The organism is Prevotella sp. Sow4_E9_plate (assembly GCF_052116205.1).
GTDB lineage: Bacteria > Bacteroidota > Bacteroidia > Bacteroidales > Bacteroidaceae > Prevotella.
The window spans coordinates 66,242-89,603 of record NZ_JBQKLN010000006.1 but is presented as its reverse complement, the minus strand read 5'-3'; the positions used below and the strand labels follow the sequence as shown (position 1 = coordinate 89,603).

The window sequence follows — 23,362 nt, the reverse complement described above, 5'->3', positions numbered from 1 at the left end:
CCAAGACTACCTAAAAGATAGCCTTGGAAAGATAAACATGGCAGATATGGGAAAGGAGGCTAAGCTGCCTCCTCCTTCTTTTGCTTCTCCACCTCTGAGAGACTGGTGGCGATAAGCTTGATAACATGATGGTCCTTGCCATCCTTCTGATAGGTCTCACTCTTGAAGAAACCCTCCACCTTTACTCGCTTACCCTTCTTGAGGAGATCGAGGAGCGCCTGGTCATCATTCTTGATCCAGGTCTCGAAGCTCTGGATGGAAGAAGAGGTAATCTCCACCCCACCCTTCTTCTCGGTGGTCTTGATGGATACGCCAAAACGAGCGAGGCTGCTCTTCTCAAAGTTTCTAACTTCTGCGTCCTTGCAGATAAAACCTACTACTGTGAAATTGTTACTTGCGTTCATAATCTTAATTTTTAAAACGTTAATACTTAAATTTTACGTGCGAAATAACACCAACAAGGAGAAGGCGAGAAAAGACAAGAGATGGCCCATATTATTTTCAAAGCCAGCCTGGTTGTTTTTGAAATAGGAGCCGCTGCACCCAAAAACAATGAAAAAAATGTGGAGACAAGCCCCTGGGTGTGCCCTTGGCAGTCGCCGCTTGTGGTAAATTTGCAAAGTAAAATCAAGGGATAACGCTTAAGAAAATGAATGAACGCTCACCCCAAGAAACAAGAAAAGTAGTAGGAATCAAAAAGGACGCCACCTTAAACCAAAAACCTTGAGAAGAATAGCCCTACCTATACCCATGTGTATCCATCAACATCACCGAGAAAAGAGAGAATACCCCTAACCTCTTTTCACCCAGGACTCCGAGACCCAAAACAAAACCAGCCACTCCTCCCTCAAGGAAGGCAAGCGAAAGGAGGTGACATCCAAACAAAAGAGACCTGTCACAAGGATGGTAAAGGACTACCACCTTCCAAGAACAAGCCACCCTTCTCTCCAAAAGTGAAGCAAAAGGAAGAGGAGAAAGAGGTACCATATCTCTACTGCCATAACACCAGCATCTATCTTTTAAACAGGTAGCCCATCTCCCTAAAGTGCTCTCCCAAATCCCCCATCGCCCAATAGATATAACATCTCAAATGCTGATTGCATCAGCCATCAAACAAGCATCTGCGATACCACTTTATCCGGCATAACTGGATGGTTATGCCGGACGGCTGCGCCCTAAGAAGCAGCCGCGCCGAGGAGAGAAGCCCGAAACAGACCTCTCCCCCACTCTACACTAAAAGGCAAAACCGGCGAACAAATCAAGCTGTAAGTTACCAGACAGACGTTCCTTCAATTTCTTCACCAGCTTCTCTGTCTTCTTGTCCACCTGAAGATACTTAATCAGGCTATTAATAGCCGTATCTTTCGCCTCGTCCTCCGTACGATATAGCTTCGTAAAAATCCCGGGCAAGAAAGACCATCCCCTGGTTCCATGGAAAACGGAAACTCCATATGTCCACAATCCATTGGGATGCTGCATGATACTAAATTCCAAGTTCTCATCAATCTCTACGACTCGAATACGAGGTTTCAAATAGAATAGCACATCAACCCAAAGATACTCGTTAAGCTTCAGTTCTGACGGCGTACGAACATATCCCAACTGCTTGAGCTTCTCATAGTCACGCTTAGCAAACTCAATATGCCGCTCCCTCATATTGGATTTATCAGACGCAAAAAGTTCCTCCAACTCCATCGTCTCATCACTAAATATATTTGCCATATTCTAAAATTTGCGGCAAGGTGGTTAACCTTGCCGTTCCCTTTTTAATCTGTTATTCTGTAATAATACTGCAACTTGTCTCCTTTGAGATTGTCCTCAGCGTAACATGCAGCCATGTGATAATACTTGTTGTAAAGTTCCGCTAACTGCATATTTCTCTCATACCATTGGGCTATCTTATGATTCAGCACCATTACAAGCTCTGTTACATAGACACAATTATCTTTCCACTCAGCAAACGCACGATGAAATGTATCTGTTACGGCATCCACTCCAAAAGCATCAGCTATGGAGAAATCCTGCCAAAATGTGGTGCGTGGCTTGTAACCAGTCTCACTCTCGATGTTCCACTTAGGAACCATGATTTGAATTGTCTCTGTCATCTTCATTTATTTATAGTTCAACATTTAATTTATTCTGGATTTCCTGATTCACTGCCTTTTTAAGACTTTTGTAATCATGCTATCCGAGTTTTTTTTTAGTCATTCCGGCATACCCGTCATCACTTAGCCTTTTTATGTGCAGAAAAGATGGAAGGCTAAAGAAGTCAGTAAGCCAAACAATCGGTAGAGAATCTTTTCAGGAATACCACAATCTTGATTGAGGAAGGCTGCTTGAAAAGATTCTTTGCCGATAACGAAGAGGTGTTTGGTATCTGACAGGCCTGCCATACCTTTGCACTATAAAAAGCGAGTGATGAAAGGTTGCAAACTAAGACAAAAAACGAGGTAACGCATGATTTCAAAAAATAATATAGATCTCATTACTCTTATCTTACTGCAAACCTACTACTAGCATCTCTCCTGAGAAGAGCCATCTTCTTAGCCCTATTTAACTAAATCCACATGAAATCCATCTAGCACTTGTTTCTAAAATAGAGAGAATTTTGAATATCGTCTTTCTTCCATTGTATAGTTGACATGCATCTATCTTGTTTGAATACACGCTAGTCAACAGAAGCAGTTCACATCATTATGATAATAGACTCAGTTAAATTTTTAATTATTAGATATTTTGTTTATTAATATATAAATACCTTTGTTTGTTAATATTCAAAGTACTAAAATAATTAATATATTAGATTACTATATCCATACACGCCTACTATTCAAGTATTTAGTCCTCTTACAGTATATCTAATGAAAGGAAAGAATATTAGATTAGAAACAGTTTGTCATGCATTTTAAGTAGGACTTTCATGTTTACCAAAACCCAATCAAAGAAGATTGTTTGCAGCCAAGAGGTCACCACGAGGATACCACATCACACTCAGATCAAGTCCAACGTCCCATATTTAAAGTCATCTTTCGGTCCAAGTAGCCACAAGTAAAAGTCATATGCAATGGATAGAATCGACTATCTTGTCAACAGTCATACCATTCTAACCTGTCTCCTACTTCAACTATTTACAAACTCAGCAAGTACCAGGCTCGACATCTTCACACACTTGAATCTTGTCATGCCAATGAAACGTAAGTTCCCGATAAGGATACTAGCATATCACTTATATAGAGCATAGACAAGCTTCCATAGTCAATCGCATCAGGGTTAGTGGTACATTGATGAGCATTCTTCCAGAGAGACAACTCATAAAACAATAGATGCTCTATCATTGAAGACTATAATTAGACTGTCAATGAAAGAAATATATTAAACAAAGTATTTAAATAACTAATATACTTATTATTTAAGTATCTAAGCATTTCGATTTTCGGTATGAAGATTACCTAGTATCAAGTTCATATTATAGTGAGCTAGATATTATAGAAAAAGGCAAAGTGATACAGCAATCCCTAATCAACATAGACCGGTTACATCCTCGAAGACATACCATAGTCATGAGTAGGTCATGGAGCTGCAGTCTGTAGCAGACCATCACCCTACCTACCCAAATTGCGATGACGTAATAGACCGCGACTTGAATGCAGCCAGAAGTATTCTTGAAGAAAACTGAAGAAATATATAGGAAGTAGCCATCGATCATACAAATGAAGAAGACGCAAGACTTGCTCGTAAGCATTCCATGATGAAATCGAACTCCTCCTAAAGCCTTTAGCTTGTGAATAGTTCAACATATATAGATGCTTCAAGTATCGATAGTTGTTGATATGAGAACTACGACAAAACTAGCTAAATGCTTTAACATGAGAAAAACTTAGATACAAATAATTGAATATATAAGATATTTAATATATTTATTATTATATTATCTTATATACAAAGTATTTTCATCTTAATATCTAAGAATTAATGAATTACATGATGAACTGGCAGCGTTACCAAGTAAAAATATAAGGGTAATAAAGACTTCAAGAAATGCAGAACCTTACTATATACCAAATAACCAACACCTGCAAAGAAATAGAGCACGCTACCTGGAGGTCTCTGTGACGAACAACATCACATACAGTCCTGCCCCATCGTCTCATATCTAAAAAGATATCTTTCAGGCCACGTGTAGATTCTAACTTAAAAGTGTACCACCCCTAATAATTAAAAAGTATACCACGTAAACACAGGTACCTATCTTAACAAATGGCTAAGGTCTGTTGATCTTGTGAACAGTATCGCCTTACTTACCGATCATCTACCTCAGCCTATTCACAAACCATACTTGTACTAGAGACCTCATGCTTCCCCACTACAATCTTGCCTTAAACATGATACGCAGTTCTAAACGAAATCGAACACCTTAAATCTAAAGTTCGTAGGTAGTTCAACATAATATAGACAACTAGAAGAATCGAACACTGAAGACTAAAGAAACATAGTCAACTTAGTTAAATACATAATCATTAAAAAAACTAAGATATAAATAATAGAATATATAAGATATTTTATATATTTATTATTTTATTAACTAATATCTAAAGTATTATTTTGCAAAAACACTTAATATTTAAGGGATTAGCTGCAAAACAGAAAATACCATGGTTATAAATATAAGAGTTGAAGCAGTTTAAAGAAACAGTAGAAAGTCTCTACCGTGGACTATAGCACACTCCATATACGTCCAAAGTACACAACATGAGTCATCTTCCTGATCACGTAGTCATGATAACAAGTCTTGCTCAATGGATAGAATCAGGCTGGCTTGCGAACAGGCACTCCATACTATACCACATACTTCAAACACTTGAAAATTCAGAATGTGAAAAAGGATGCTCATCTCATTATACCCTATCAGCTTGTCATAACGAGTTGTCGTTAGTGGGATACAGAACTTCTCAGAGAACCCAAGAATCAAAAAAGTCGGCTCCTACCCTATTTGAAAACGGCAGAAAAACCATTTCAATACTAGATGTTATATAATACTTAGTATATTTAGTATTAAAGTAACAAGTTCATTTGTATATAAGAAACTTATAATCTAAGTAACATGGCACTTCGTGTATTTAGTAATGAAGTAATAAGATACTTTATATACTAATTATTTAATATTAAAGTAATAAAATACTTTATAAACAAGATACCTAGCATTTAAGTTTCTAAGTATCAAGAATACTAAGTATCAAGCATACTAAGTAACTTGGCATCTAAGCAACAAGACACTTCGTATATTTAGCAATAAAGTAATAAGATACTTTATATACTAACTATTTAATATTAAAGTAACAAGATACTTTGTATATAAGATACTTAGCATCTAAGTTTCTAAGTATCAAGAATACTAAGTAACTTGGCATCTAAGTAACAAGACAATTCGTATATTTAGTAATGAAATAATAAAATACTTTATATACTAATTATCTAATATTAAAGTAATAAGATACTTTATATACAAGATACTTGACATCTAAGAATCTAAGTATCAAGAACACTAAGCAACTTAGTATCTAAACAACAAGAAACTTCATATATTTAGTAATGAAGTAATAAAATACTTTATATACTAATTATTTAATATCGAAATAACAAGATACTTTATATATAAGATACTTAGTATCTAAGCAACAAGACACTTCGTATACTTAGTAATGAAGTAATAAGATACTTTATATACTAATTATTTAATATTAAAGTAACAAGATACTTTGTATATAAGATACTTAGCATTTAAGTTTCTAAGTATCAAGAGCACTAAACAACTAAGTATCTAAGCAACAAGATATTTCATGTACAAAGTATTGAAGTAACAAAATACTTTATATACTAGATACTTAATATTAAAATAACAAGATACTTAGTATATAAGATACTTAGTACTGAATATTCTAAGTATCAAGACTACTAAGTAACTTAGAATCAAAACAATAAAACACTTCGTATATTTAGTATCGAAGTATTTATATACTTTATATATAAGATACTTAGTATCTAAGAAAACTAAACAACTTAGTAACTAAACAACAAGACACTTCGTGCGTTTAGTAATGAAGTAACAAAGTACTTTGTTTTTGCCAATACCTAGGAATCCAAAAATCTGAGCAGAAGCTATCAACAAAAAAAAGGAAGTAATGACCGCCAATAGGGAAGAACCATCGAGGTATAGGCTAGAAATATATAGCTTCTCAGCCCTCGGGATAATCAATTCGCAATACTGAGAAATCTCTGCTACAAAACATTTCCATAGCATATCAGATAAATAGCAACCATGAAGAAGTCAAGGAACACTATACACTTCACGAGAAAGCGCAAAATGGTAGCTCTAAGCATACCCCAAAACGTCCTTCATCTAATAGGAAGCAAAGTCTTGGAAAATATGATAACCATAAGTCTGATTCTACAAGTAGGAGGTACTTTTACTCTGGTATTACTTCCAAAAACCAGAAGACAATGATTAGATCGATGAGTTTCCAATACAACAGTCAAGTCATATTAACTCATGCTCATCCAATAAGCAGTGGAACAAGTTGTTGTTTTCAATAAGCTAAGCGTTCAGAATAGCAATCACACTTACAAACGAAGTAGTCGGAATGCTTGCAAGCAAGCCTTACACACTCTCCATCGGTGCAATAGAAAATCTTGCCAGATGTATTTCTTAAATCTTCATCAAGTATATTCATCGCAGCATTCAGGTCCTGTACGATCAACTCACCGTAATTATGGCAAGTATAGTAGCAATCTGAAAAAGACAGTCCCTCTTGAAATGACCACAAAGCTGGCATGTTTTCTTGGATGGATAGAACCGGCCTACCTTAACTAGAATTACGCCGTACCACTTTTCCTTATTATCCAAGCTAATGTTCGATGCCTTATGCCTGGAATCATTTGTATTCTATATCCATGACGATAGGGGAGGGTTGGAGTAGGAAAGCCGGGGATATTGTCATTTTTTTAGATAGGGTAGTGGAGGATACCCAACACTACATATATATGCAATTCCTAGGAACAATTTGTATAGAAGAGCAGCTTCTACATTTAGCTGAATAATCATAAAGAATTACCCTGAAGTCACCTGCTTATCAGACGGCCAAAGACGTAAAGTTTAGCAAATTCAATTGGATGCAAACATATCTTGAAATTATAATCTTGAAGTATAAGCTGGAACATATATCTAAGAAAACTGCTTTACAACCATCAGGAAGCATAAGAGCATTTATGTTTTAATATACATATCTTGATATTTAAATATTTAGTAATTTAAATGTTTTAATACTTAATATACATATAGTTTTACCGAGCGAAAAGAATAACTAAAATAATTAATATATTTAGTATTTTATAATTTTCGCAATAAAATTCACCTTAAAACAATATCTTAAAAAGCAATCTTACCTAAAGCATACGGAATAGAACAATTGATAATCAACATATTACAATATTTAATAATAAAGTGTTTTATTACTTTAATATTTTATTTACTAGTGTATTGATATATTTATCAATATGTATTTTTGTAATCTAATACTTAAATATACTTAATTACTAAATATTTCCCCTGCAAAAGTATGTAAATTACTAATATTTTTAGTATCTTTGCGGACGAATAGGGGAATGACCTCAACATAGGTAGCTACCTCAACAAAACGTAAATAGAATATATTAATAATAAAGATCATGGGGAATAATAAGATTATCGTATTTGCAAACCAAAAGGGAGGTGTCGGCAAAACAACTCTCTGTATCATGTTTGCACATTATTTGCACTCACTTGGCAAAAACGTTTATGTGATTGATGCGGATCAACAATTGACTGTATTCGATCGACGTAACGACGAGTTGAAGCAAAAAGCAAAAGATGAAGAGCCTTTCGGTGTTTGTGCTGTAAACATTAAAGACAAAGATGAGGTCATTAAGGCTGTTGAAATTGCCAAGAATTTTGATGGAATAATCTTAATAGATACTCCAGGTACCATTACCGAGGATGGATTAATTCCTATTTTCGTTAATGCTGATGCTATAGTCTGTCCATATGATTATGAGACTAACACTATAAAGTCAACAGGAGTCTTCATCCAAATGATGAACATCTTGAAAGGAAAGTTTGAGAAGTTTCACGCCAAGTCTTTCTTTGTGCCAAATCGTGTGCGTAAGGGACAGGGAATCGAAGACGAAAAGAAGTTTTGGAGTTTGTCAGACAGTTTGTTCCGCGGATTTGGTGAAGTTACCCCAATAATATACGATCGTGTTGATATTCGACGAAATTCAACTATGATTTGCAAGAATGAGCAGTTGGAACTCGTTAAAGAAGCATTTGAATACATAATGGATAAGATTAACAAAGATAATAAATAAGACATAATATGGATTATAACGATGAATATTCATTGCCAGGTGGACTAGATGGTTTGTCAAGGGCAATTCATAAACAGCAATCAACAAATGTTGATAAACCTGAAGAGCAGGAGAACAAAGTAGTGAAGGAACCTAAGAAAGCCTCAAAGAAGGTTGAAGATACAGATGTCGAGATTACAGAAGATATGTCATCACTTGACAAGGTATTGGAATATGCTGATGCTTTTTCGAAAGAATATCGTGCTACCAAAAAAACTGGCAACATGATTATGATTGATGAAGACTTAAAACTCAATCTAGAAAAGCTGAAGCTGGCATTCTCTGGTGAGAAGAAACTCTCGGTAAAACATCTTGCCAATGCCATCATTAAGATGTTCTTCGAAGATGAAGAAGTCAATGATTCCTTAAAATCTAGACTGAAGAAGCTCTAAGGAATTAACATCCTCATAAACCATTTAAGAGAATGTGCTCCCATACTTGCAGAAGAGTAGGGGAGCACATTTTATTTCGTAAAATGTCAAACACAAAAAAGATTACATATTAATTATTTTACAATGAATAATTTCATTAAGATATATATGTATATTAATTAATAAAATAACTTATTATTTAAATATCTAAGAATTAGATAACTAAAGTAGTAAAGTTACTAATTATTTTTCCGAAACAATTAATCATCTGATAGATAATACTTTATATTCTATTTATGACGGAATATATTATTACCACCATAAACTATGCAACGTAAAAACCCGAGAAGGATCTCGTAAGAATTCGTACACCAGGTCGAAGAGGGAATAAAAATTATCAATTGTCTCCCACAAACAAAAAGTGCATGTAAGAATCAGATATCCTTACATGCACTTAATTAATCATTCGTCTTCAATAGCTACTGGCGGAATATCCCCCAACAGAGCACCCATTTCTTTTTGATCACGCCATACAAAAACATCATTGATGAAATTCATCAACTTACCATGTTGAACTTGTACATTTTGCTCTAACACAGTATAATAGTCAATATCATCTTCCTTTGACATTGCGGCAAGTTGAAGGTTCAAGTCATCAAGAGAGTTAAGTATAGAGTTGAGCTTATAATAAACCTGCTGGTAATATTGTCTCTTCTCTTTTTCCTCCAGATGAGTGGATTCCAATACAGCTCTTATATTCTCATCTTGCATAGAGTAATCAACTTCCTCCAATGGCAGGAAAGCATTAGCCGCTTCATCACCTGCCAAAATGAAAAACACTACTAATCTATCCCTTCCAATCCACATGTGATTAGGGTCATTCAGTAACCAGTTTCTGACTTTTCGAACAGATGGGATCGTTGAATTAAAACCAGAAATAATCTTCATCATAACCTAGTATTTAATCGTCAAAATTTAATCTACCCTGGACACCTTTGCCAGGCTTACTATACATGTATGGAATGTTGTAATCTTCATAAAACATCTTGCAAATGGAACCACATATCTTTCGTTCATTTTCACTGAAACCATCCTTCTTATATCTAAGAACGATCTTCTTCAGCTGCTTCGCCATTTTCTGAAGAATTTCAACTCTCTCTGACACAGAATCTACCTTTGCAACTTCCTTGCTGATAGCTGTAACATAATAATTAGACTGTTCTGTACGGAAATGAGCACGCAGACAAGTATGAATTATCGTTATTTGATCATTAAGTTTTTTACCATACCCCTCCGACATAATTTTTATCTGAGTAGGCGTAATCGGTTTCTTAACTCCTAAACGCGCAGTATTACCATTTGTCTCAATGATAAAGTAGTAAGAAGTAACAGCGCCTCTACTGTTCTTTTCCTTTACTTTATAGTCAAAGCAGACATCGCAAAGTCCTTTTTCATATAATGACCTGATGTCATCCTTTGCTTTATCAAGGACACGTCTCTTGAAATCAGAACCATTTTTATACTGCTCTTTTTGCTTGATATTTCCATTTTCATCACGAACCTCAAGAAGATTGAACATCTTTTTGATATCATGTACTGTCATAAAGAACACCTTATCTTCCTTGTTACGGTATTGGCAACAGAACTCATAGAAACGCTGAGAATACACACTCTTGAAGCTCATCTCAATATACATGTCAAAAACAGTAAATTCAGATGAGAGATTGGTGAAGTAGGGGAGGAGTACCGGAGTGATACCTACAGTATAGGTTTCATGATCAGGATGTTCATCCACATAAGACAATAAACCGGCATAAATACGGTGTCCATCTTTTGAATGGAATATCTTTTTTGAATCGGTTATATTCTTCAAAGCATTGAAAGCATAATCCAAATTTGAACTATGACCAGAGACACACTCCAAGAGTTGGCTACGAGTGAGAGTAAGCTCGTATTTTTTAGGATCACCATCAGGTAAATCCTTGTTCTTTTGGATACCACGCAGTATTTGCAACCAACAATTTCTTTCGATAGCTGAAAGATTGCTGATTGCCTGTGTCACATCGTTCGGTTGCGATATGAAGTAGTGTTGGTTATCAGTGATAACCAATCCATCTACCTTTTTAGGGCGGCCAGGTTTCTTTTTTCCATTCTGGTCAACCTCATCAGCAAAAGGAATAACTTCTGCGACGACTTCTTCTATATTATCATTATTTTTTGTCTTAGCCATATCTCTAGCTTTAATTTTTTGGCAAAAATACATAAATTCTACGACAATCTATTTTTTCTAGTCGCAAATTAGATATTTTTAACCTCTTTAAGACCGAAATAGTTTAAAATGGATAGGGTATAAAAGTTTTGATGAACAGGAATCACTTGATAACCCATTGTGGATCACCATCTAAAGTTGAAGATTATCAGAATCTTAATTCCATGTATAGAGAATAAGTACGACTATATTATAACTTAATTATGATTGAAAATAAATAAGGATAAGACATAGTTTTTATAATATTGTCGTAAATAGATTCGTTCAATATCTGTTTTGTAAGGAGCTCAATATAACTTGAACAATAACAAACATGATGATTGCACATTGTATCAATGACTTATGTAAAATAGTACATCAAATACAACTACGACAAAATTATAAGCAATATTATGAAGTAGATTGTATTTGGTAGATAATAATAAGGAATCGTATTATGGGTATAAATTTATCGAATATAACTTAATGGTCTAGTTTGTTTAACCATAACATCTTAGCAATTTGGTAGTTAACATAGTAAATGCGACAAAATTAGAAGATATAAGAAGTGAATGAAAAAGAGAAGATTGCTGCGACGAAATAATAATGATTATAATAAAGATGAATCAATAAAAGACGATAATATAAATAAGTCGTAAATAAATTCATTTGAAATATAATTTTGTCGCTGTATAGCTATTTCTTCATCTAAGGTATAAGACTCATTTGTTTGCTACCAGTGAGTGGAGTCTGCTGATAATTAGAGATAGCAACAGCTAGAATTGGATGATGAGTAAAGGCATAATGGTGAGGTGTTTGTTAAGGCGCGACTAAATTATAAGGAGATTCTGGATAGGCACTGAGATACGTAATGTTTGTAGGTAAGCTTTATAATTTTGTCGCAACAGATATTATAAATATCTGTGAATCAATATTCTATGTTTATGTAGAACGATACTTGCAACACAAGCTGAAAGTACCCTTCCATTGTTTAAGTATGCGACGAAATTATAATGAATAATATAGCAAATAAAGGCATTTGCGACAAAATTATAATAATGTCGCAAATCAGTTTATTTACTTTATAATATTGTCTTATCAACGTTATTGTTTTATAAGAATCTACTGGATTAAGAGTACAGTTGCTCACTTCAGAGCAGAGTAATCAAGACTTGCTTATGTTCTCTTGATATATCTGATAGCTTCTTGTTAAGCCCATAACTTGTTAGAAGTAATAGTTATATAGTCCGTTGCTGCGGCAAAATTATAAAGCTATATACGTCTGGGGCGTAACTGCTACACTAACTCTACGACCAAATTATAAATCCCATAGTTAATGTTCCTTCTCACGGTATAAGTTTGAAGGTTGACTGTACAGCTTCTCATTATAGATTAGTTTCTGTTATAATGTTGTCGTATCTGTATTTGAGCATGTTGAATGCTGTTATAACATATAAATACATAAAAATACATATTTTAACACACATGAAAGTCTGCTCTTTCTTTTTATGGCTTGGCCTTCCAAAATCCTCCCACAACCAGGCCATAATCCACTCCATATTGTGAAATGGGGGAGAGGAAGACCTACCTAAAAGTCTTTCATGTCCCCTGCTCATTTTTATTTCTTTATTTTTGGCTTATTATTTTCAGCGCTTATAACTTATTGTAGGTGAGTGTTATAGAGTGTGTTGGTGCGACAAAATTATAAGATGCTAAGACAATATTATAAACTTAGGTGCGACAAAATTATAAGTATAACCCTAAAAGGTGCGACAAAATTATAAAGCTAATAGTTAGCGGTATTTAACTCTTTACCATAGGTTTCTAAATTCGTTCAGGGCTGGAAGTTTAGTGGATAATGAGTCCAGTTTCTTATTTCTGATCGGCTTCTTTTCATGTTGCCACACATATCCAATAGCTTCTTAATAGCCCATAACTTGTTAGATGTTAGAATTATATAGTCCGTTGCTGCGACATAATTATAAAGCTATATACGCCTGAATCGTCATAGCTCCCTAAACAGTGCGACAAAATTATAAGGCTTATAGTTGGTATAAGCTTGAAGGATGGTGGTACAGCTTCTCACCATAGATTAGTCTCAGTTATAATGTTGTCGTATCTGTATTTGAGCATGTTGAATGCTGTTGTAACATATAAATACATAAAAGTACATATTTTAACACGCATAAAAGTCTGCTCTTTCTTTGTATGGCTTGGCTTTCCAAAATCCTCCCACACCCAGGCCATAATCCACTCCATATTGTGGAATGGGAGAGAGGAAGACCTACCTAAAAGTCTTCCTCTCTCCCATGCTCATTTTTATTTCTTTATTTTTGGCTTATTATTTTCAGCTTTTATAACCAATTGAAAATAAGTATTATAGAGAGTGTTGGTGCGACAAAATTATAAGATGATACGACAAAATTATAAACTCAGGTGCGACAAAATTATAAGTATAACCCTAGAAGGTGCGACAAAATTATAAAGCTAATGGTTATGGTTAGTTAACACTAATGCTTTTCCATTATATTCTTATAGGGCTAGAAATGAGCCTTCAGATCGGGTTCTTTTCATGTCGCCACAGTAATCAAGGCTTGCTTATGTTCTCGTGATATATCCAATTGCTTCTTGAATAGCCCATAACTTGTTAGATGTTAGAATTATATAGTTCCTTGCTGCGTCAAAATTATAAAGCTATATACATAGCTACCCCTAAACAGTGCGACAAAATTATAAAGCCTATAGTCAATGTTCCTTCATGTTCTGTTAGTTTGCAGGATGATGGTACAGCTTCTCACCATAGATGAGTTTCTGTTATAATGTTGTCGTATCTGTATTTGAGCTTGTTAGCATGCAATGATAACATATAAATACATAAAAGTACATATTTTAACACGCATAAAAGTCTGCTCTTTCTTTGTATGGCTTGGCCTTCCAAAATCCTCCCACATCCAGGCCATAATCTCCTCCATATCGTGAAATGGGGGAGAGGAAGACCTACCTAAAAGTCTTCCATGTCCCCTGCTCATTTTTCTTTCTCTATTTTTGGCTTATTATTTTCAGCAAGTATAACTTATTGAATATAAGTATCATAGAATGTGTTGGTGCGACAAAATTATAAGATACTGCGACAATATTATAAAATTAGCTGCGACAAAATTATAAGTATAATCTTAGCAGGTGCGACAAAATTATAAAGCAATTTGTTAGTGGTATTTAACTCTTTGTACACGCTTATCATGGACTTTTTAGCTTCTGACGGAAAGATCCTGATGTCGTATCTTCTGTTCTTGGCTTTGGGATTGGGCGTTGTTTAAAGGTAAAGGTGCGACAAAATTATAAGCTCAGTATGTTTCGATACTGGTGTTCTTCCATCAGCTGTAATAGTATGCTTCAATGAATCGTCTGCCCCCGATTTTGATTATAAAATTGTCGTAGTTAAGTAGGATGAAGACTGCTTGTGCGACAAAATTATAAAGGAAATACTCCCATAAACTGTCTTTTTCAGTGGCTCGATAAAAATATAGTCCGATGAAGATGCTCATTTTGCCTGTTTTTAGCCGCTCTAAGGCAAGATAACACAGATGGAGTATAGTTTTAAGCAATGCTTCTCAAAAAGGCTCTGACGGCGTTTTTCTGGTTCAAAAATAATAGGGAGGCAGATACGGTTCTAAACTTAAAGACAGAAATCTCCCAGGAAAGTTTGATTTTTCCAAGTATTTTCGTACCTTTGCCGAAAAAAGTAAGCATATGAGTTATATCGAGAAACATTTGACTGATGTTTTGCCTGAGCCAACGTCTCACCATATCGGTGTGAAGCAAGTATTGTTGGCCAATGGGGAAACTTCTACGGCAGTCACGCAGATTGCTAAGAATACCTTGAAAGCTGGTGAGAAAGTTGAGGAGCATGTTCATCCTACGATGGATGAGCATTATCTTTGTTTCTCTGGAGAAGGTGTCCTTTGGGTAGAAGACAAAAAAATAGCTTTCACCAAGGATACTTATATCTTGGTGAAAGCTGGAAGCAGACATTATCTGGAAGCTTTGTCTGATATTTGCTTCCTGACAATGGGAATTGCTACAGAATAGTACTGCTGTGTTCAATGAGCATGAGCAACAAACAGAAAAAGTACAGTTTCAGCAAAGATAATGGCTGGAACCCCGTACTTGAATTTCAAATGCTGGGTTTTGTGATGCCAAATTCTCATGCCTGCAAAGGCTCCTATAGAACCGCCCAATATGGCAAGTATGAGTAAGGTTGCCTCCGAAATCCTCCACTTGCCATGTTGGGCCTTCCATTTGTCAATACCATACGTCAAAAAGGTAATGACATTGATGAGAACCAATATGATGCATAGTTCCTTCATCATGATTTCGTTCCTTAAAAACTAAGTCTCATCTGATACCATGGAACTCCTCCATGTGTAGAGGTGGACAAACCTTCGTTCTTGAAGCCGAACTGTTCGTAGAATGAAATCTTTTCTTTCTTGCAGGTAAGAACAATACCGCTTTTCCCTTCCTCCTTAGCATGTAGGATGAATTGGTTCATCAGCCGGCTGGCGCATCCTTGGTGCTGAAAAGAAGGATGTGTCACTATACCAAATACCATTTGCCATTTCCCGTTTTCTTTGCAAAATGCAGGATCTTCGTACATTTCATCCATCAGGTCCTGTTCTTCCGTAACTGGGCCATTGATGAAGGAAATGATCTTTCCATCTTGTTCCAATACCCAAAAATGAGAAGGGTAGGCATTCAGTCTCCACCTGAAGGTTTCCTTTGTTGCTGCCTCTGACTCTGGAAAGCAAGAAGCTTCAAGCTGACTGATTTCATCAAGATCAGCAATGCTTGCCGTTCTCATCTTCTCATTTTTAGAAGTTAAACGACCGTATAGGGTGATGGCATCGGTCATGATTTCATCGTGGTCAAATGCCAATTCCGGCAGGTCTTTGAGCAGGAACCATTCTGCCTTGGCTGCATCGTCTTGTCCCTTGACCTCATATGGCTTGTCCACAATGGCAAGGTAGGCCACTGATAGGGTTCTTCCACGTGGATCTCTATCCACCTTGGAATATACTCCAATCTGGTTCACTTGGGAAATTCCAAGTCCGGTTTCCTCCTTCAGTTCACGAATGGCACACTGCTCTGTGGTTTCATCCATGTTCATGAATCCCCCAGGAAAAGCCCATTTGCCCTTGAAAGGTTCGTTTCCACGCTGTATGAGCAAAACCTTGGTTTCTGCTTCTCTGGTGAAGACAGCGCAGTCTGCTGTTACTGCAGGCCTTGGGTATTGATACGTGTAACTCATTGTCTTATAGTTTAATCTGTTATTTAAAAATCCAGTTCATCTAAGATTTGATCCAGTTCATCGAGTTCTTCTTCCTTCGTTGCCCAACTGGTCACAAATCGGCAGATGATTTCAGTATCACTCTTTCTTTCCCATATCTCAAATGCCACTCTTTTTGAAAGAGCCTCATGGAGGGTAGGGGAGAGCACGACAAACTGCTGGTTGGTAGGAGAATCGTAGGCAATGGCGATGCCATGCTTCTTGAAGATACCTCGGATGCGAGCGGCCATGGCGATGGCATGGCGAGCTACCTTGAAGTAAAGCTGATCCGTAAACAGGGTGTCAAACTGGATGCCGAGCATTCTGCCCTTGGCCAGTAAGGCTCCATGACGCTTTACAGTGGTGAAGAAATACTTCGGTGCATTCATACCCGAGAAAACCACAGCTTCGCCCATCATGGCACCCACCTTGGTTCCACCAATATAGAAAACATCACAATGCTTGGCAAGGAATGGCAGGTCGTAGTCGCATGCCTCAGATTCCAAACCATATCCCAGTCTTGCTCCATCGATAAAGAGACGGAGGCCGTATTTCTGACAGGTAGCATACAGGGCGGTCAACTCTTCCTGGGTATAAACCATTCCAAATTCAGTTGGCATTGAGATATACACCATGCCAGGCTGTACCATGTGAGGATGTGTCTCGTCGGCAAGGAAAGAGTCCATGTAAGAAGCCAGGGTGCTGGATGATAACTTACTGTTCTCTCCTGGCAGCGGGATGACCTTGTGCCCAAAAGCTTCTACTGCTCCCGATTCATGTACCTCAATATGTCCTGTCTCCACACAAATAACACCTTCACATCCCAGTAGAAGGGAGTCAATCACTGTGGTGTTGGTCTGCGTACCGCCTACCAGAAAGAACACATCAGCATTCTCATTGCCCACGGCCTTGCGAATCTTCTCTTTTGCAGCCTCAGAGTATGGGTCAAAACCATAACCGGAGGTCTTCTCACTGTTGGTCTTGCCAAAAGCCTCCAGTATCTCTGGCAACATACCATTGTTGTAATCACTTTCAAATGAAATCATATCTTGTCTTTTATCCTTAAATGACAAGCAGCCTTATTCTTTTAACTGCTTGATGTATAATAATTTAATGTTTTAATTGAGCAGAAAAGCCTTAGTCTTTCCAGCTTCTTCCCCCATATGGGTGAAGTTGCAACTCAATTTCTTGGTCTTCTTCATATCTCGATCAGCCTTCAGTTCCAGGTTGATTATCTGCTCCTTTTGCAGAGGGTCTGCTATATGCAGCCAAACCTTGCCATCAGCCTTTCGGCTAACCATGAGAGCACATGGAACATCCACCTTGATTCGTATGTTTGAATCCCTGTATTGTCCCTTGGCATGGAATATCATCTGCCAGATGCCCAGTTCAGAATGCCAAACAGCCTGAAGGTTCCTGGTATTCTCCAGTATCAGAACCTTCCTATTTCCATCAGCCAGATATGTAAATGTACAGCCTTTATAATCGAAGTCTTGGTTGACTGTGGTCATCACATCGTATGGAGACCTCGAAGTGATGCCGGCACTGAGACATACCACTTCATGATCAAAGAAGAACCAGGCCTTGCGCGCCTGTGTATGGATACTACCATGTGTATCATTATAAAATAGGTAGTAGCTCCATAGAGGGAATCATTTACGCCACCAGCTAACTGTGAGGTGCCGCGAAGTTTCCAGGCATTTTTCCCTAGCGGAACATCTGGCATCTGTGGAGCCGTAGTACCAGGAATACGTGTCCAGTTCCAGGCAGGGAAGATGTTGAAGTATTCATCACCTGTCTTCACAATCGCATTACTGCCATCAGAAACGAAATTACCGTTTCTCTCAGTAGAATTACCTACCGGATAAGTAATCAATACCCCGATGAGACCGACTACTTCCTCTCCTGCTTCAAACAAGAGCGGCAGTGAATCGAGACTTTCTGAAAACGCTTGCAAAAGTACTGATATTTAGTGAAATCAGGAAAAATATGGCAATAAATAATTTTAAAATGGTATATTTGACCATGTTACTTTCTGTTCTGTAGTCAGTAAAACCTGCTGTATAGACAACAGAATCATTCATCCAGAAAGCCTTAAGCAATGACAATGAAAGCCAGATTCTATCAAAATCCGGCTTTAATGAGAAAATCATTCTTCAGTTTGCTTCAGAATCTCTGTCCATTCCTCAGGAGAGTAAGCTGTAACAACTGCAAGCACTGAAACACCAAGAACAAATAGTAACATCATAATTTAAGAATCGTTTTCCGTGTGATCCCACGACAGACCTGCTGCAACTAGTAAATAATGATAATCCCCTTCTCCCCAAATCCTAGAGATTACAAGGTGATAGGCTTTTTACGTGCAAGCAAGTACGATAAATACGAGTAAACATGATGCAAGGAATTTCTGTATTTTTTTTCGGTAGCTACCGGCTGCTTAGACAAAAAATCAGAAATAACCTTCAGGTGGTACTTGCAGGTTTACGTTTATCGTAACTTTGCAAAGTAAAAACCTGGCTCCTTGATATTGGATATGGGAGCGATAAGGCGATGGTAAGAATCATCGTTGCAGTAGGTAAGGTGTCTATATTCGCGATACCTATCAAGAAGTTATTGTGAAGACCATCTGTTGCTGTGACTCCGGAAGTGGTATCAATGGCTTTCAACTGGATAATCATGCAAACAAATGTCATTTTCAGATGGATTCTGTCAGAAATCTCTAGTTTTGGCAAAAAAAGATGCAGGTGTGAACAAAAAAGACACACCATAGCAATATCTTTGCAAGCGAAACGTTATCAAAACAATTAATGTAATATACAAATATGGCATTGAATCAAACCAACAAGCTCGTGTGGATTGTGGAGACCATCTATCGGGCACATAAGATTTCCTTCGAGGAACTGAACCGCCGCTGGATGGACAATGTGGATTTGAGCGGAGGTGAGGAGATGTTGAAGCGCACCTTCCACAAGTGGAAGTGGAATATCTTCGACACCTTTGGCTTGTCAATAGAATGCGAAAAGACAGCACCTTATAGGTATTATATCGCCAATGAGAATGACATGAAGATTGGAAGCATTGGGAATTGGCTATTGAGTACACTGTCAGTGAGCAACTTTCTTCTTGAAAGCAAATCAATCAAAAACAGGATTATCCTTGAAGACGTGCCCAGTGGCAGGGAATATCTGGAGCTCATCATTGATGCAATGAAGAAGAATCGCTTCATTCATATCACCTATTTCACCTACTGGAAAGGAAGCACGCACGATCATTATGTGATGCCATTGTGTGTAAAGCTTTTCCGTCAGCGCTGGTATATGGTGGGACGTAATTGGCCGGCAGAAAAAGACATCGTCTTCTGTCTCGACCGGATTCAAGACTTCCGTCTTTCGAGCCATACCTTTAAATATCCAGAAGAGTTTGACCCGCAAGAATACTTTGAGGGTTGCATCGGTGTAATGCCCGGCGATGATTGCGACATGGAAAAAGTTAAAATCAAGGTCAGTGCCAGTCAGGCCAACTACCTGCGTGACCTTCCTTTGCATAAGTCACAAAAAGAGACTAAGCAGACAGATGAATACAGCATCTTTGAATTGTATCTCAGACCGACATTCGACTTCCAGCAGGAACTGCTTTGGAATGGTGAATACCTTGAAGTTCTTGAACCTTGTTGGCTCCGTAAGGAGATAGCCGGAAAGGTAAAGAGCATGTGGAACAAGTATAAGGAGGACAAAGAGAAATAAAATTATTGAAGTAACTCTATGGCCAGGACGGACACAAACGCATTGCCGACAACACTCTCGTCGCTCTCACACTGATGATTGCCGAGAGCCGCACAGAAGAGAAGGATGTGATGGTGAAAGTGGTGGTCAATCTAATCAATAAGAATAATCAGTAGCATAATCCTGGCAGATTCTTATGACAGTATTACACTAAAATTGGCTTATAGAGCCATTGAAATATTTAATAAATAATAAATTTATACAAATGAAAGTATATACTCACTTTATCAAAATTGACGAGAACGACGGGTACCGATGGAGAACCCTCCTGCAATTTGGAAACTCGTGGGATTGTATAGGCTCAGTTGTCATGAAGAACCCAGGTTCTTCAAAGATGGTCGATTCTGAGCCTATTTCAAATGATGTAATCATTAAAAACCTTAAAAAATATCAGGACATAGAATTGCCATGGTATGAGTTTTCAGAAGATACTACGATGAAATGTATCGCAGAGTTGTTCGCTTACAAATGTGGGCTTACAAGCCCTGATGCATTGTCTGGAGTAATCCAGATTTTTAATATCTTTTACATCAAAGAAGCTGACTTAGAGAGAGCAAAATCTAAAGATGCGAAATATGGTCTTCCCAACATTTTTGCATCAGAACAAGCTATGAGCGATTACGACATTAACCATCTTTTGCCTCCTGTGTATCTTGGTTTTGGGAAATTGGCATTTGATAAGCACTATAGAGATAGATGTGAAGGATTCTTTAATGTAGCTATTAAAGATTTCAATTGTCTGTATCTATCGCACACTTATTCCAATAACTCATTTTATCATCCGCTCTATTTGATGCGATATGGAAAAAGTACAGAAAATGGAATAAAGACTTTGCTCAGATTTAAACAGAATACACTTTCACCGGAAGGATTAGAGAATGCCATAAAGGATTTGATGGAAAAAAGAGCCATTGACAACATGACTGAACAAGAATCAAACCTAAGATGGCAATACATCTATGCCTGCCTTAATATATTCTGTAAAAATACGATGAGTTTGAAACTTCTTGAAGAGTCTAAAGATAGTACTAGTTTCTATATTCCAGACGAAGAAGGTAAATCCGATATTATCGTCTCGCTTGTGAATCAAAAGGGAGATAAATCTGTTGGAGTAAGGTATTCTATAAAGAACCATGTGAAAGATAAAATATTTGATGCTGCTTCCAAAAAGCTGACAGAAATTGACAAGTCATTCACGCCGATGTTAAATACTAATGGCTACGTAATTTGGATAGGCAAGCTTGGCCTTACCAATTGCTTGAAGGATATCGATGCTTTCATCAGAGAGATAAAAGAACTGATTAGGAAGGTTGTTGAAGAGCTACAAAATATTATTTAGAGAAGTTCTCGCCAATCTTTCTGGGGCTATGGACATATTCGCATAGCCCCATTTAAATTTTGGTATCAAATTTAAAATCTATTCTCAATGACGTATAAAGAATTTCTCAACATTGTTACCTTTGAAGAGGTGGCGCCACATATAGTGAACATGTATCCCGAAGCAAAAGACTGCCTCGGATGGTTTAAGCTACATTATGATATGCTCAAACAGATGACTCCTAAACGTCATGATGATTCCAATGGTGATTATTTTTGATTACAATCCAGATTTAGGTCAACAGATAGAAATTACGGTAGTCGCTACTGACATTTCTGTATCGAAATAATAGTCTTGAAGTCTAATCTCTCATTTTCTTGAAGGTAGTGCCCATATTTAGCATACCTTATGCCGACCTTTGCACCATCAATTATAAAGACATTGAAATATAATCGTTATGGTACAGATGGCGAATGACGAATCCATGCGCAATATCCTCGAAGAGGGAGCCTGGATGAAGTCACTCATCAGTGGCATTAATAAATATAATACATAAAATTCATAGATTATGGCACTTTGGAAAATTTCAGTTAAGAGAAGCGGCAATGCCGCTTGTAAGGACAAGAGACAACGCCTTGAAAAAGGCATGTTTGTGGAGACGAGCACCGCATCAACTACACCGCCTATCGATGTAACTCGTGAACAACCCATGCTGGCTCAATTATTCCTGAGCAAATATGGTATTGAAATAGCTCCTTATTGCATGACCCGCTCATATTTCGATTGTGAGAAGATGGGTTGATCTGAACTACTCACAAGCTAAAGACTTGTGGTATCCTACTTCGTCATGGAAAGCTTGCGAGCAAGACTTACGACCTCTTAGTCTTCAAGTTTTGCCCACTGCTGTAATGTGGCTAAGTTACAAAAGAGTGGGGAACTAGAGATGTTGGATGGCCAGCATCATGGTTTCTTTCATGCAGATATCGATTCCTTCTGGAACCTCATATTCTTCCAAAAGAAGCTGCAGACTGTTTTTCTGAGTCATGTCAAGTGGAGTAGGAGAGCAGAGTAAAGATAGAAATACCTCCTCCAGGTCTTTTCTTGTGAACAAACGCAGTTCCTTGAGTTTGCTTCCCTGTCCCTTGAATACGTAATCTGTAGTAGAAAACTGAGTCCCACAGTATGGACATCCATTGTATCTTTCCAAAGGAAAAGTACCCTCTGGAATTAAATGGCCACAAGAAAGTGAAGTGCCTTGGATATCCACTTCGTTTTGTAAGAGATTGGCAACCCAGGTAATGAAATGGTCTATTGCTCCTTCTTCAGTAGGTACATTCCAACCCTTTACAAGTGGAGACCAATTCAGCTTCACTCCCATTACTTCCTCAATAACGTTAACAATATCGGCTAGTTCTTCAGCTGATACCATGCCAAGACCATGTAACAGCTCCTCGCTTACACAATAGCCGTTTTCCTTCAACCGCTCCAAGAGGGAGTAAACAGCTGGAGTGATTTTGGAACACATGTTGATGTCTTCCTTTCTGATGCCAAGATACAAAGCTTTGTATCTCAATGCAACTTTTACTAATGTCTTGCCGTTCATATTCTTTCCATTATAATAAGGTAATGGAGGAACTCAAACATTGAAATATAATCCAAGAAATGAAGTAAGTCCCTCTTGACCTAAGTTAATAATTGGGGTTGCGGGCAGGACTCGAATCTGCGACACTAGGCACTCATTGCAGAAGTATGTGTAAGTTGACCTGCCAGAAGAAGATAATTCCCACACAATACTACGCTCTACCAACTGAGCTACCGCAACCATGAAGAATGTGGAATAAGGTGGTAATGGAAAAGCTAAGTATCCATAACTCTAGTGCA

The 23,362-nt window shown here is 37.3% G+C and carries 20 protein-coding genes, 1 tRNA gene and 1 pseudogene; 8 read left to right on the top strand and 14 right to left on the bottom strand.

The window, feature by feature from the left end:
- Positions 1–59 precede the first annotated feature (59 nt).
- From ACTQ53_RS03990 to ACTQ53_RS03975, 4 genes are all read right to left on the bottom strand, one after another.
- On the bottom strand, positions 60–404 hold the full coding sequence (locus ACTQ53_RS03990; RefSeq protein ID WP_441932135.1) for a single-stranded DNA-binding protein: 345 nt from the start codon (positions 402–404) through the stop codon (positions 60–62).
- 829 nt (positions 405–1,233) lie between these two features.
- Positions 1,234–1,722, bottom strand: coding sequence for a hypothetical protein (locus ACTQ53_RS03985; RefSeq protein ID WP_441932134.1), 489 nt, complete (start codon positions 1,720–1,722; stop codon positions 1,234–1,236).
- 44 nt (positions 1,723–1,766) lie between these two features.
- Positions 1,767–2,105, bottom strand: a complete 339-nt coding sequence (locus ACTQ53_RS03980; protein ID WP_441932132.1) for a hypothetical protein — start codon at positions 2,103–2,105, stop codon at positions 1,767–1,769.
- Between the two features lie 132 nt (positions 2,106–2,237).
- Positions 2,238–2,393: a hypothetical protein gene (locus ACTQ53_RS03975; protein WP_441932131.1), complete on the bottom strand. Its 156-nt coding sequence runs from the start codon at positions 2,391–2,393 to the stop codon at positions 2,238–2,240.
- 5,329 nt (positions 2,394–7,722) lie between these two features.
- Here ACTQ53_RS03975 and ACTQ53_RS03970 point away from each other — a divergent pair.
- Together ACTQ53_RS03970 and ACTQ53_RS03965 are read left to right on the top strand one after the other, a co-directional pair.
- The gene (locus ACTQ53_RS03970; protein WP_441932130.1) at positions 7,723–8,400 is read left to right on the top strand and encodes a ParA family protein; all 678 of its coding nucleotides are present in this window, start codon (positions 7,723–7,725) and stop codon (positions 8,398–8,400) included.
- A gap of 8 nt (positions 8,401–8,408) precedes the next feature.
- Complete coding sequence (locus ACTQ53_RS03965) at positions 8,409–8,831, top strand: hypothetical protein (RefSeq protein ID WP_441932129.1); 423 nt, start codon at positions 8,409–8,411, stop codon at positions 8,829–8,831.
- A gap of 441 nt (positions 8,832–9,272) precedes the next feature.
- Here the strand turns inward: ACTQ53_RS03965 and ACTQ53_RS03960 are convergent, their stop codons facing one another.
- Entirely contained in the window at positions 9,273–9,761 is a 489-nt protein-coding gene (locus tag ACTQ53_RS03960) for a hypothetical protein (RefSeq protein ID WP_441932128.1), read from the bottom strand.
- Between the two features lie 10 nt (positions 9,762–9,771).
- Positions 9,772–11,040 (bottom strand): replication initiation protein, encoded by a 1,269-nt coding sequence (locus tag ACTQ53_RS03955; protein ID WP_441932126.1) that lies wholly within the window; start codon positions 11,038–11,040, stop codon positions 9,772–9,774.
- 3,768 nt (positions 11,041–14,808) lie between these two features.
- On the opposite strand from ACTQ53_RS03955, the gene ACTQ53_RS03950 reads away from it, so the two are divergent.
- Positions 14,809–15,147, top strand: coding sequence for a cupin domain-containing protein (locus ACTQ53_RS03950; RefSeq protein ID WP_441932125.1), 339 nt, complete (start codon positions 14,809–14,811; stop codon positions 15,145–15,147).
- A gap of 11 nt (positions 15,148–15,158) precedes the next feature.
- On the opposite strand, the gene ACTQ53_RS03945 is transcribed toward ACTQ53_RS03950, so the two are convergent.
- The 6 genes from ACTQ53_RS03945 to ACTQ53_RS03920 form a co-directional block, all read right to left on the bottom strand.
- Positions 15,159–15,428 (bottom strand): DUF1294 domain-containing protein, encoded by a 270-nt coding sequence (locus ACTQ53_RS03945; protein WP_441932124.1) that lies wholly within the window; start codon positions 15,426–15,428, stop codon positions 15,159–15,161.
- A gap of 11 nt (positions 15,429–15,439) precedes the next feature.
- Entirely contained in the window at positions 15,440–16,363 is a 924-nt protein-coding gene (locus tag ACTQ53_RS03940) for a GNAT family N-acetyltransferase (RefSeq protein WP_441932123.1), read from the bottom strand.
- 23 nt (positions 16,364–16,386) lie between these two features.
- On the bottom strand, positions 16,387–17,427 hold the full coding sequence (locus ACTQ53_RS03935; RefSeq protein ID WP_441932122.1) for a threonine aldolase family protein: 1,041 nt from the start codon (positions 17,425–17,427) through the stop codon (positions 16,387–16,389).
- Between the two features lie 72 nt (positions 17,428–17,499).
- Positions 17,500–17,940 (bottom strand): polysaccharide lyase beta-sandwich domain-containing protein, encoded by a 441-nt coding sequence (locus ACTQ53_RS03930; RefSeq protein WP_441932121.1) that lies wholly within the window; start codon positions 17,938–17,940, stop codon positions 17,500–17,502.
- Positions 17,892–18,338 carry a polysaccharide lyase family 8 super-sandwich domain-containing protein gene (locus ACTQ53_RS03925; RefSeq protein ID WP_441932120.1) on the bottom strand — a complete coding sequence of 149 codons (447 nt, stop codon included), beginning with the start codon at positions 18,336–18,338 and terminating at the stop codon, positions 17,892–17,894. The genes ACTQ53_RS03930 and ACTQ53_RS03925 overlap by 49 nt, the downstream gene beginning before the upstream one ends.
- Positions 18,339–18,843: 505 nt before the next feature.
- On the bottom strand, positions 18,844–19,074 hold the full coding sequence (locus tag ACTQ53_RS03920) for a hypothetical protein (protein WP_441932119.1): 231 nt from the start codon (positions 19,072–19,074) through the stop codon (positions 18,844–18,846).
- A 129-nt stretch (positions 19,075–19,203) separates the two neighbouring features.
- Here ACTQ53_RS03920 and ACTQ53_RS03915 point away from each other — a divergent pair, with 129 nt between their 5' ends.
- The 5 genes and pseudogenes from ACTQ53_RS03915 (at position 19,204) to ACTQ53_RS03895 (ending at position 22,283) form a co-directional block, all read left to right on the top strand.
- Positions 19,204–20,124, top strand: a complete 921-nt coding sequence (locus tag ACTQ53_RS03915) for a helix-turn-helix transcriptional regulator (RefSeq protein ID WP_441932118.1) — start codon at positions 19,204–19,206, stop codon at positions 20,122–20,124.
- A gap of 14 nt (positions 20,125–20,138) precedes the next feature.
- A pseudogene (locus ACTQ53_RS03910) lies at positions 20,139–20,279 on the top strand (cytochrome C biogenesis protein CycH); the annotation flags it as partial.
- Between the two features lie 89 nt (positions 20,280–20,368).
- Positions 20,369–21,502: a hypothetical protein gene (locus ACTQ53_RS03905; RefSeq protein WP_441932117.1), complete on the top strand. Its 1,134-nt coding sequence runs from the start codon at positions 20,369–20,371 to the stop codon at positions 21,500–21,502.
- A gap of 87 nt (positions 21,503–21,589) precedes the next feature.
- Positions 21,590–21,760 (top strand): hypothetical protein, encoded by a 171-nt coding sequence (locus ACTQ53_RS03900; RefSeq protein WP_441932116.1) that lies wholly within the window; start codon positions 21,590–21,592, stop codon positions 21,758–21,760.
- A 289-nt stretch (positions 21,761–22,049) separates the two neighbouring features.
- Positions 22,050–22,283 carry a DUF6140 family protein gene (locus ACTQ53_RS03895; protein ID WP_441932115.1) on the top strand — a complete coding sequence of 78 codons (234 nt, stop codon included), beginning with the start codon at positions 22,050–22,052 and terminating at the stop codon, positions 22,281–22,283.
- A gap of 135 nt (positions 22,284–22,418) precedes the next feature.
- Here the strand turns inward: ACTQ53_RS03895 and ACTQ53_RS03890 are convergent, their stop codons facing one another.
- The gene (locus ACTQ53_RS03890; protein ID WP_441932114.1) at positions 22,419–23,084 is read right to left on the bottom strand and encodes a hypothetical protein; all 666 of its coding nucleotides are present in this window, start codon (positions 23,082–23,084) and stop codon (positions 22,419–22,421) included.
- Positions 23,085–23,177: 93 nt separating this feature from the next.
- Positions 23,178–23,303 (bottom strand) — tRNA-OTHER (locus ACTQ53_RS03885).
- Positions 23,304–23,362: the final 59 nt, after the last annotated feature.

Excerpts from the sequence above, each read along its gene's own strand:
- ACTQ53_RS03915 (WP_441932118.1), top strand. The coding sequence starts at position 19,204 with ATGGCATTGAATCAAACCAACAAGCTCGTGTGGATTGTGGAGACCATC.
- ACTQ53_RS03900 (WP_441932116.1), top strand. The coding sequence starts at position 21,590 with ATGACGTATAAAGAATTTCTCAACATTGTTACCTTTGAAGAGGTGGCG.
- ACTQ53_RS03990 (WP_441932135.1), bottom strand. The coding sequence starts at position 404 with ATGAACGCAAGTAACAATTTCACAGTAGTAGGTTTTATCTGCAAGGAC.
- ACTQ53_RS03905 (WP_441932117.1), top strand. The coding sequence starts at position 20,369 with ATGAAAGTATATACTCACTTTATCAAAATTGACGAGAACGACGGGTAC.
- ACTQ53_RS03940 (WP_441932123.1), bottom strand. The coding sequence starts at position 16,363 with ATGAGTTACACGTATCAATACCCAAGGCCTGCAGTAACAGCAGACTGC.
- ACTQ53_RS03950 (WP_441932125.1), top strand. The coding sequence starts at position 14,809 with ATGAGTTATATCGAGAAACATTTGACTGATGTTTTGCCTGAGCCAACG.
- ACTQ53_RS03975 (WP_441932131.1), bottom strand. The coding sequence starts at position 2,393 with ATGGCAGGCCTGTCAGATACCAAACACCTCTTCGTTATCGGCAAAGAA.
- ACTQ53_RS03920 (WP_441932119.1), bottom strand. The coding sequence starts at position 19,074 with ATGACATTTGTTTGCATGATTATCCAGTTGAAAGCCATTGATACCACT.
- ACTQ53_RS03965 (WP_441932129.1), top strand. The coding sequence starts at position 8,409 with ATGGATTATAACGATGAATATTCATTGCCAGGTGGACTAGATGGTTTG.
- ACTQ53_RS03960 (WP_441932128.1), bottom strand. The coding sequence starts at position 9,761 with ATGATGAAGATTATTTCTGGTTTTAATTCAACGATCCCATCTGTTCGA.
- ACTQ53_RS03895 (WP_441932115.1), top strand. The coding sequence starts at position 22,050 with ATGGCACTTTGGAAAATTTCAGTTAAGAGAAGCGGCAATGCCGCTTGT.
- ACTQ53_RS03970 (WP_441932130.1), top strand. The coding sequence starts at position 7,723 with ATGGGGAATAATAAGATTATCGTATTTGCAAACCAAAAGGGAGGTGTC.
- ACTQ53_RS03985 (WP_441932134.1), bottom strand. The coding sequence starts at position 1,722 with ATGGCAAATATATTTAGTGATGAGACGATGGAGTTGGAGGAACTTTTT.
- ACTQ53_RS03935 (WP_441932122.1), bottom strand. The coding sequence starts at position 17,427 with ATGATTTCATTTGAAAGTGATTACAACAATGGTATGTTGCCAGAGATA.
- ACTQ53_RS03955 (WP_441932126.1), bottom strand. The coding sequence starts at position 11,040 with ATGGCTAAGACAAAAAATAATGATAATATAGAAGAAGTCGTCGCAGAA.
- ACTQ53_RS03980 (WP_441932132.1), bottom strand. The coding sequence starts at position 2,105 with ATGACAGAGACAATTCAAATCATGGTTCCTAAGTGGAACATCGAGAGT.
- ACTQ53_RS03945 (WP_441932124.1), bottom strand. The coding sequence starts at position 15,428 with ATGATGAAGGAACTATGCATCATATTGGTTCTCATCAATGTCATTACC.
- ACTQ53_RS03890 (WP_441932114.1), bottom strand. The coding sequence starts at position 23,084 with ATGAACGGCAAGACATTAGTAAAAGTTGCATTGAGATACAAAGCTTTG.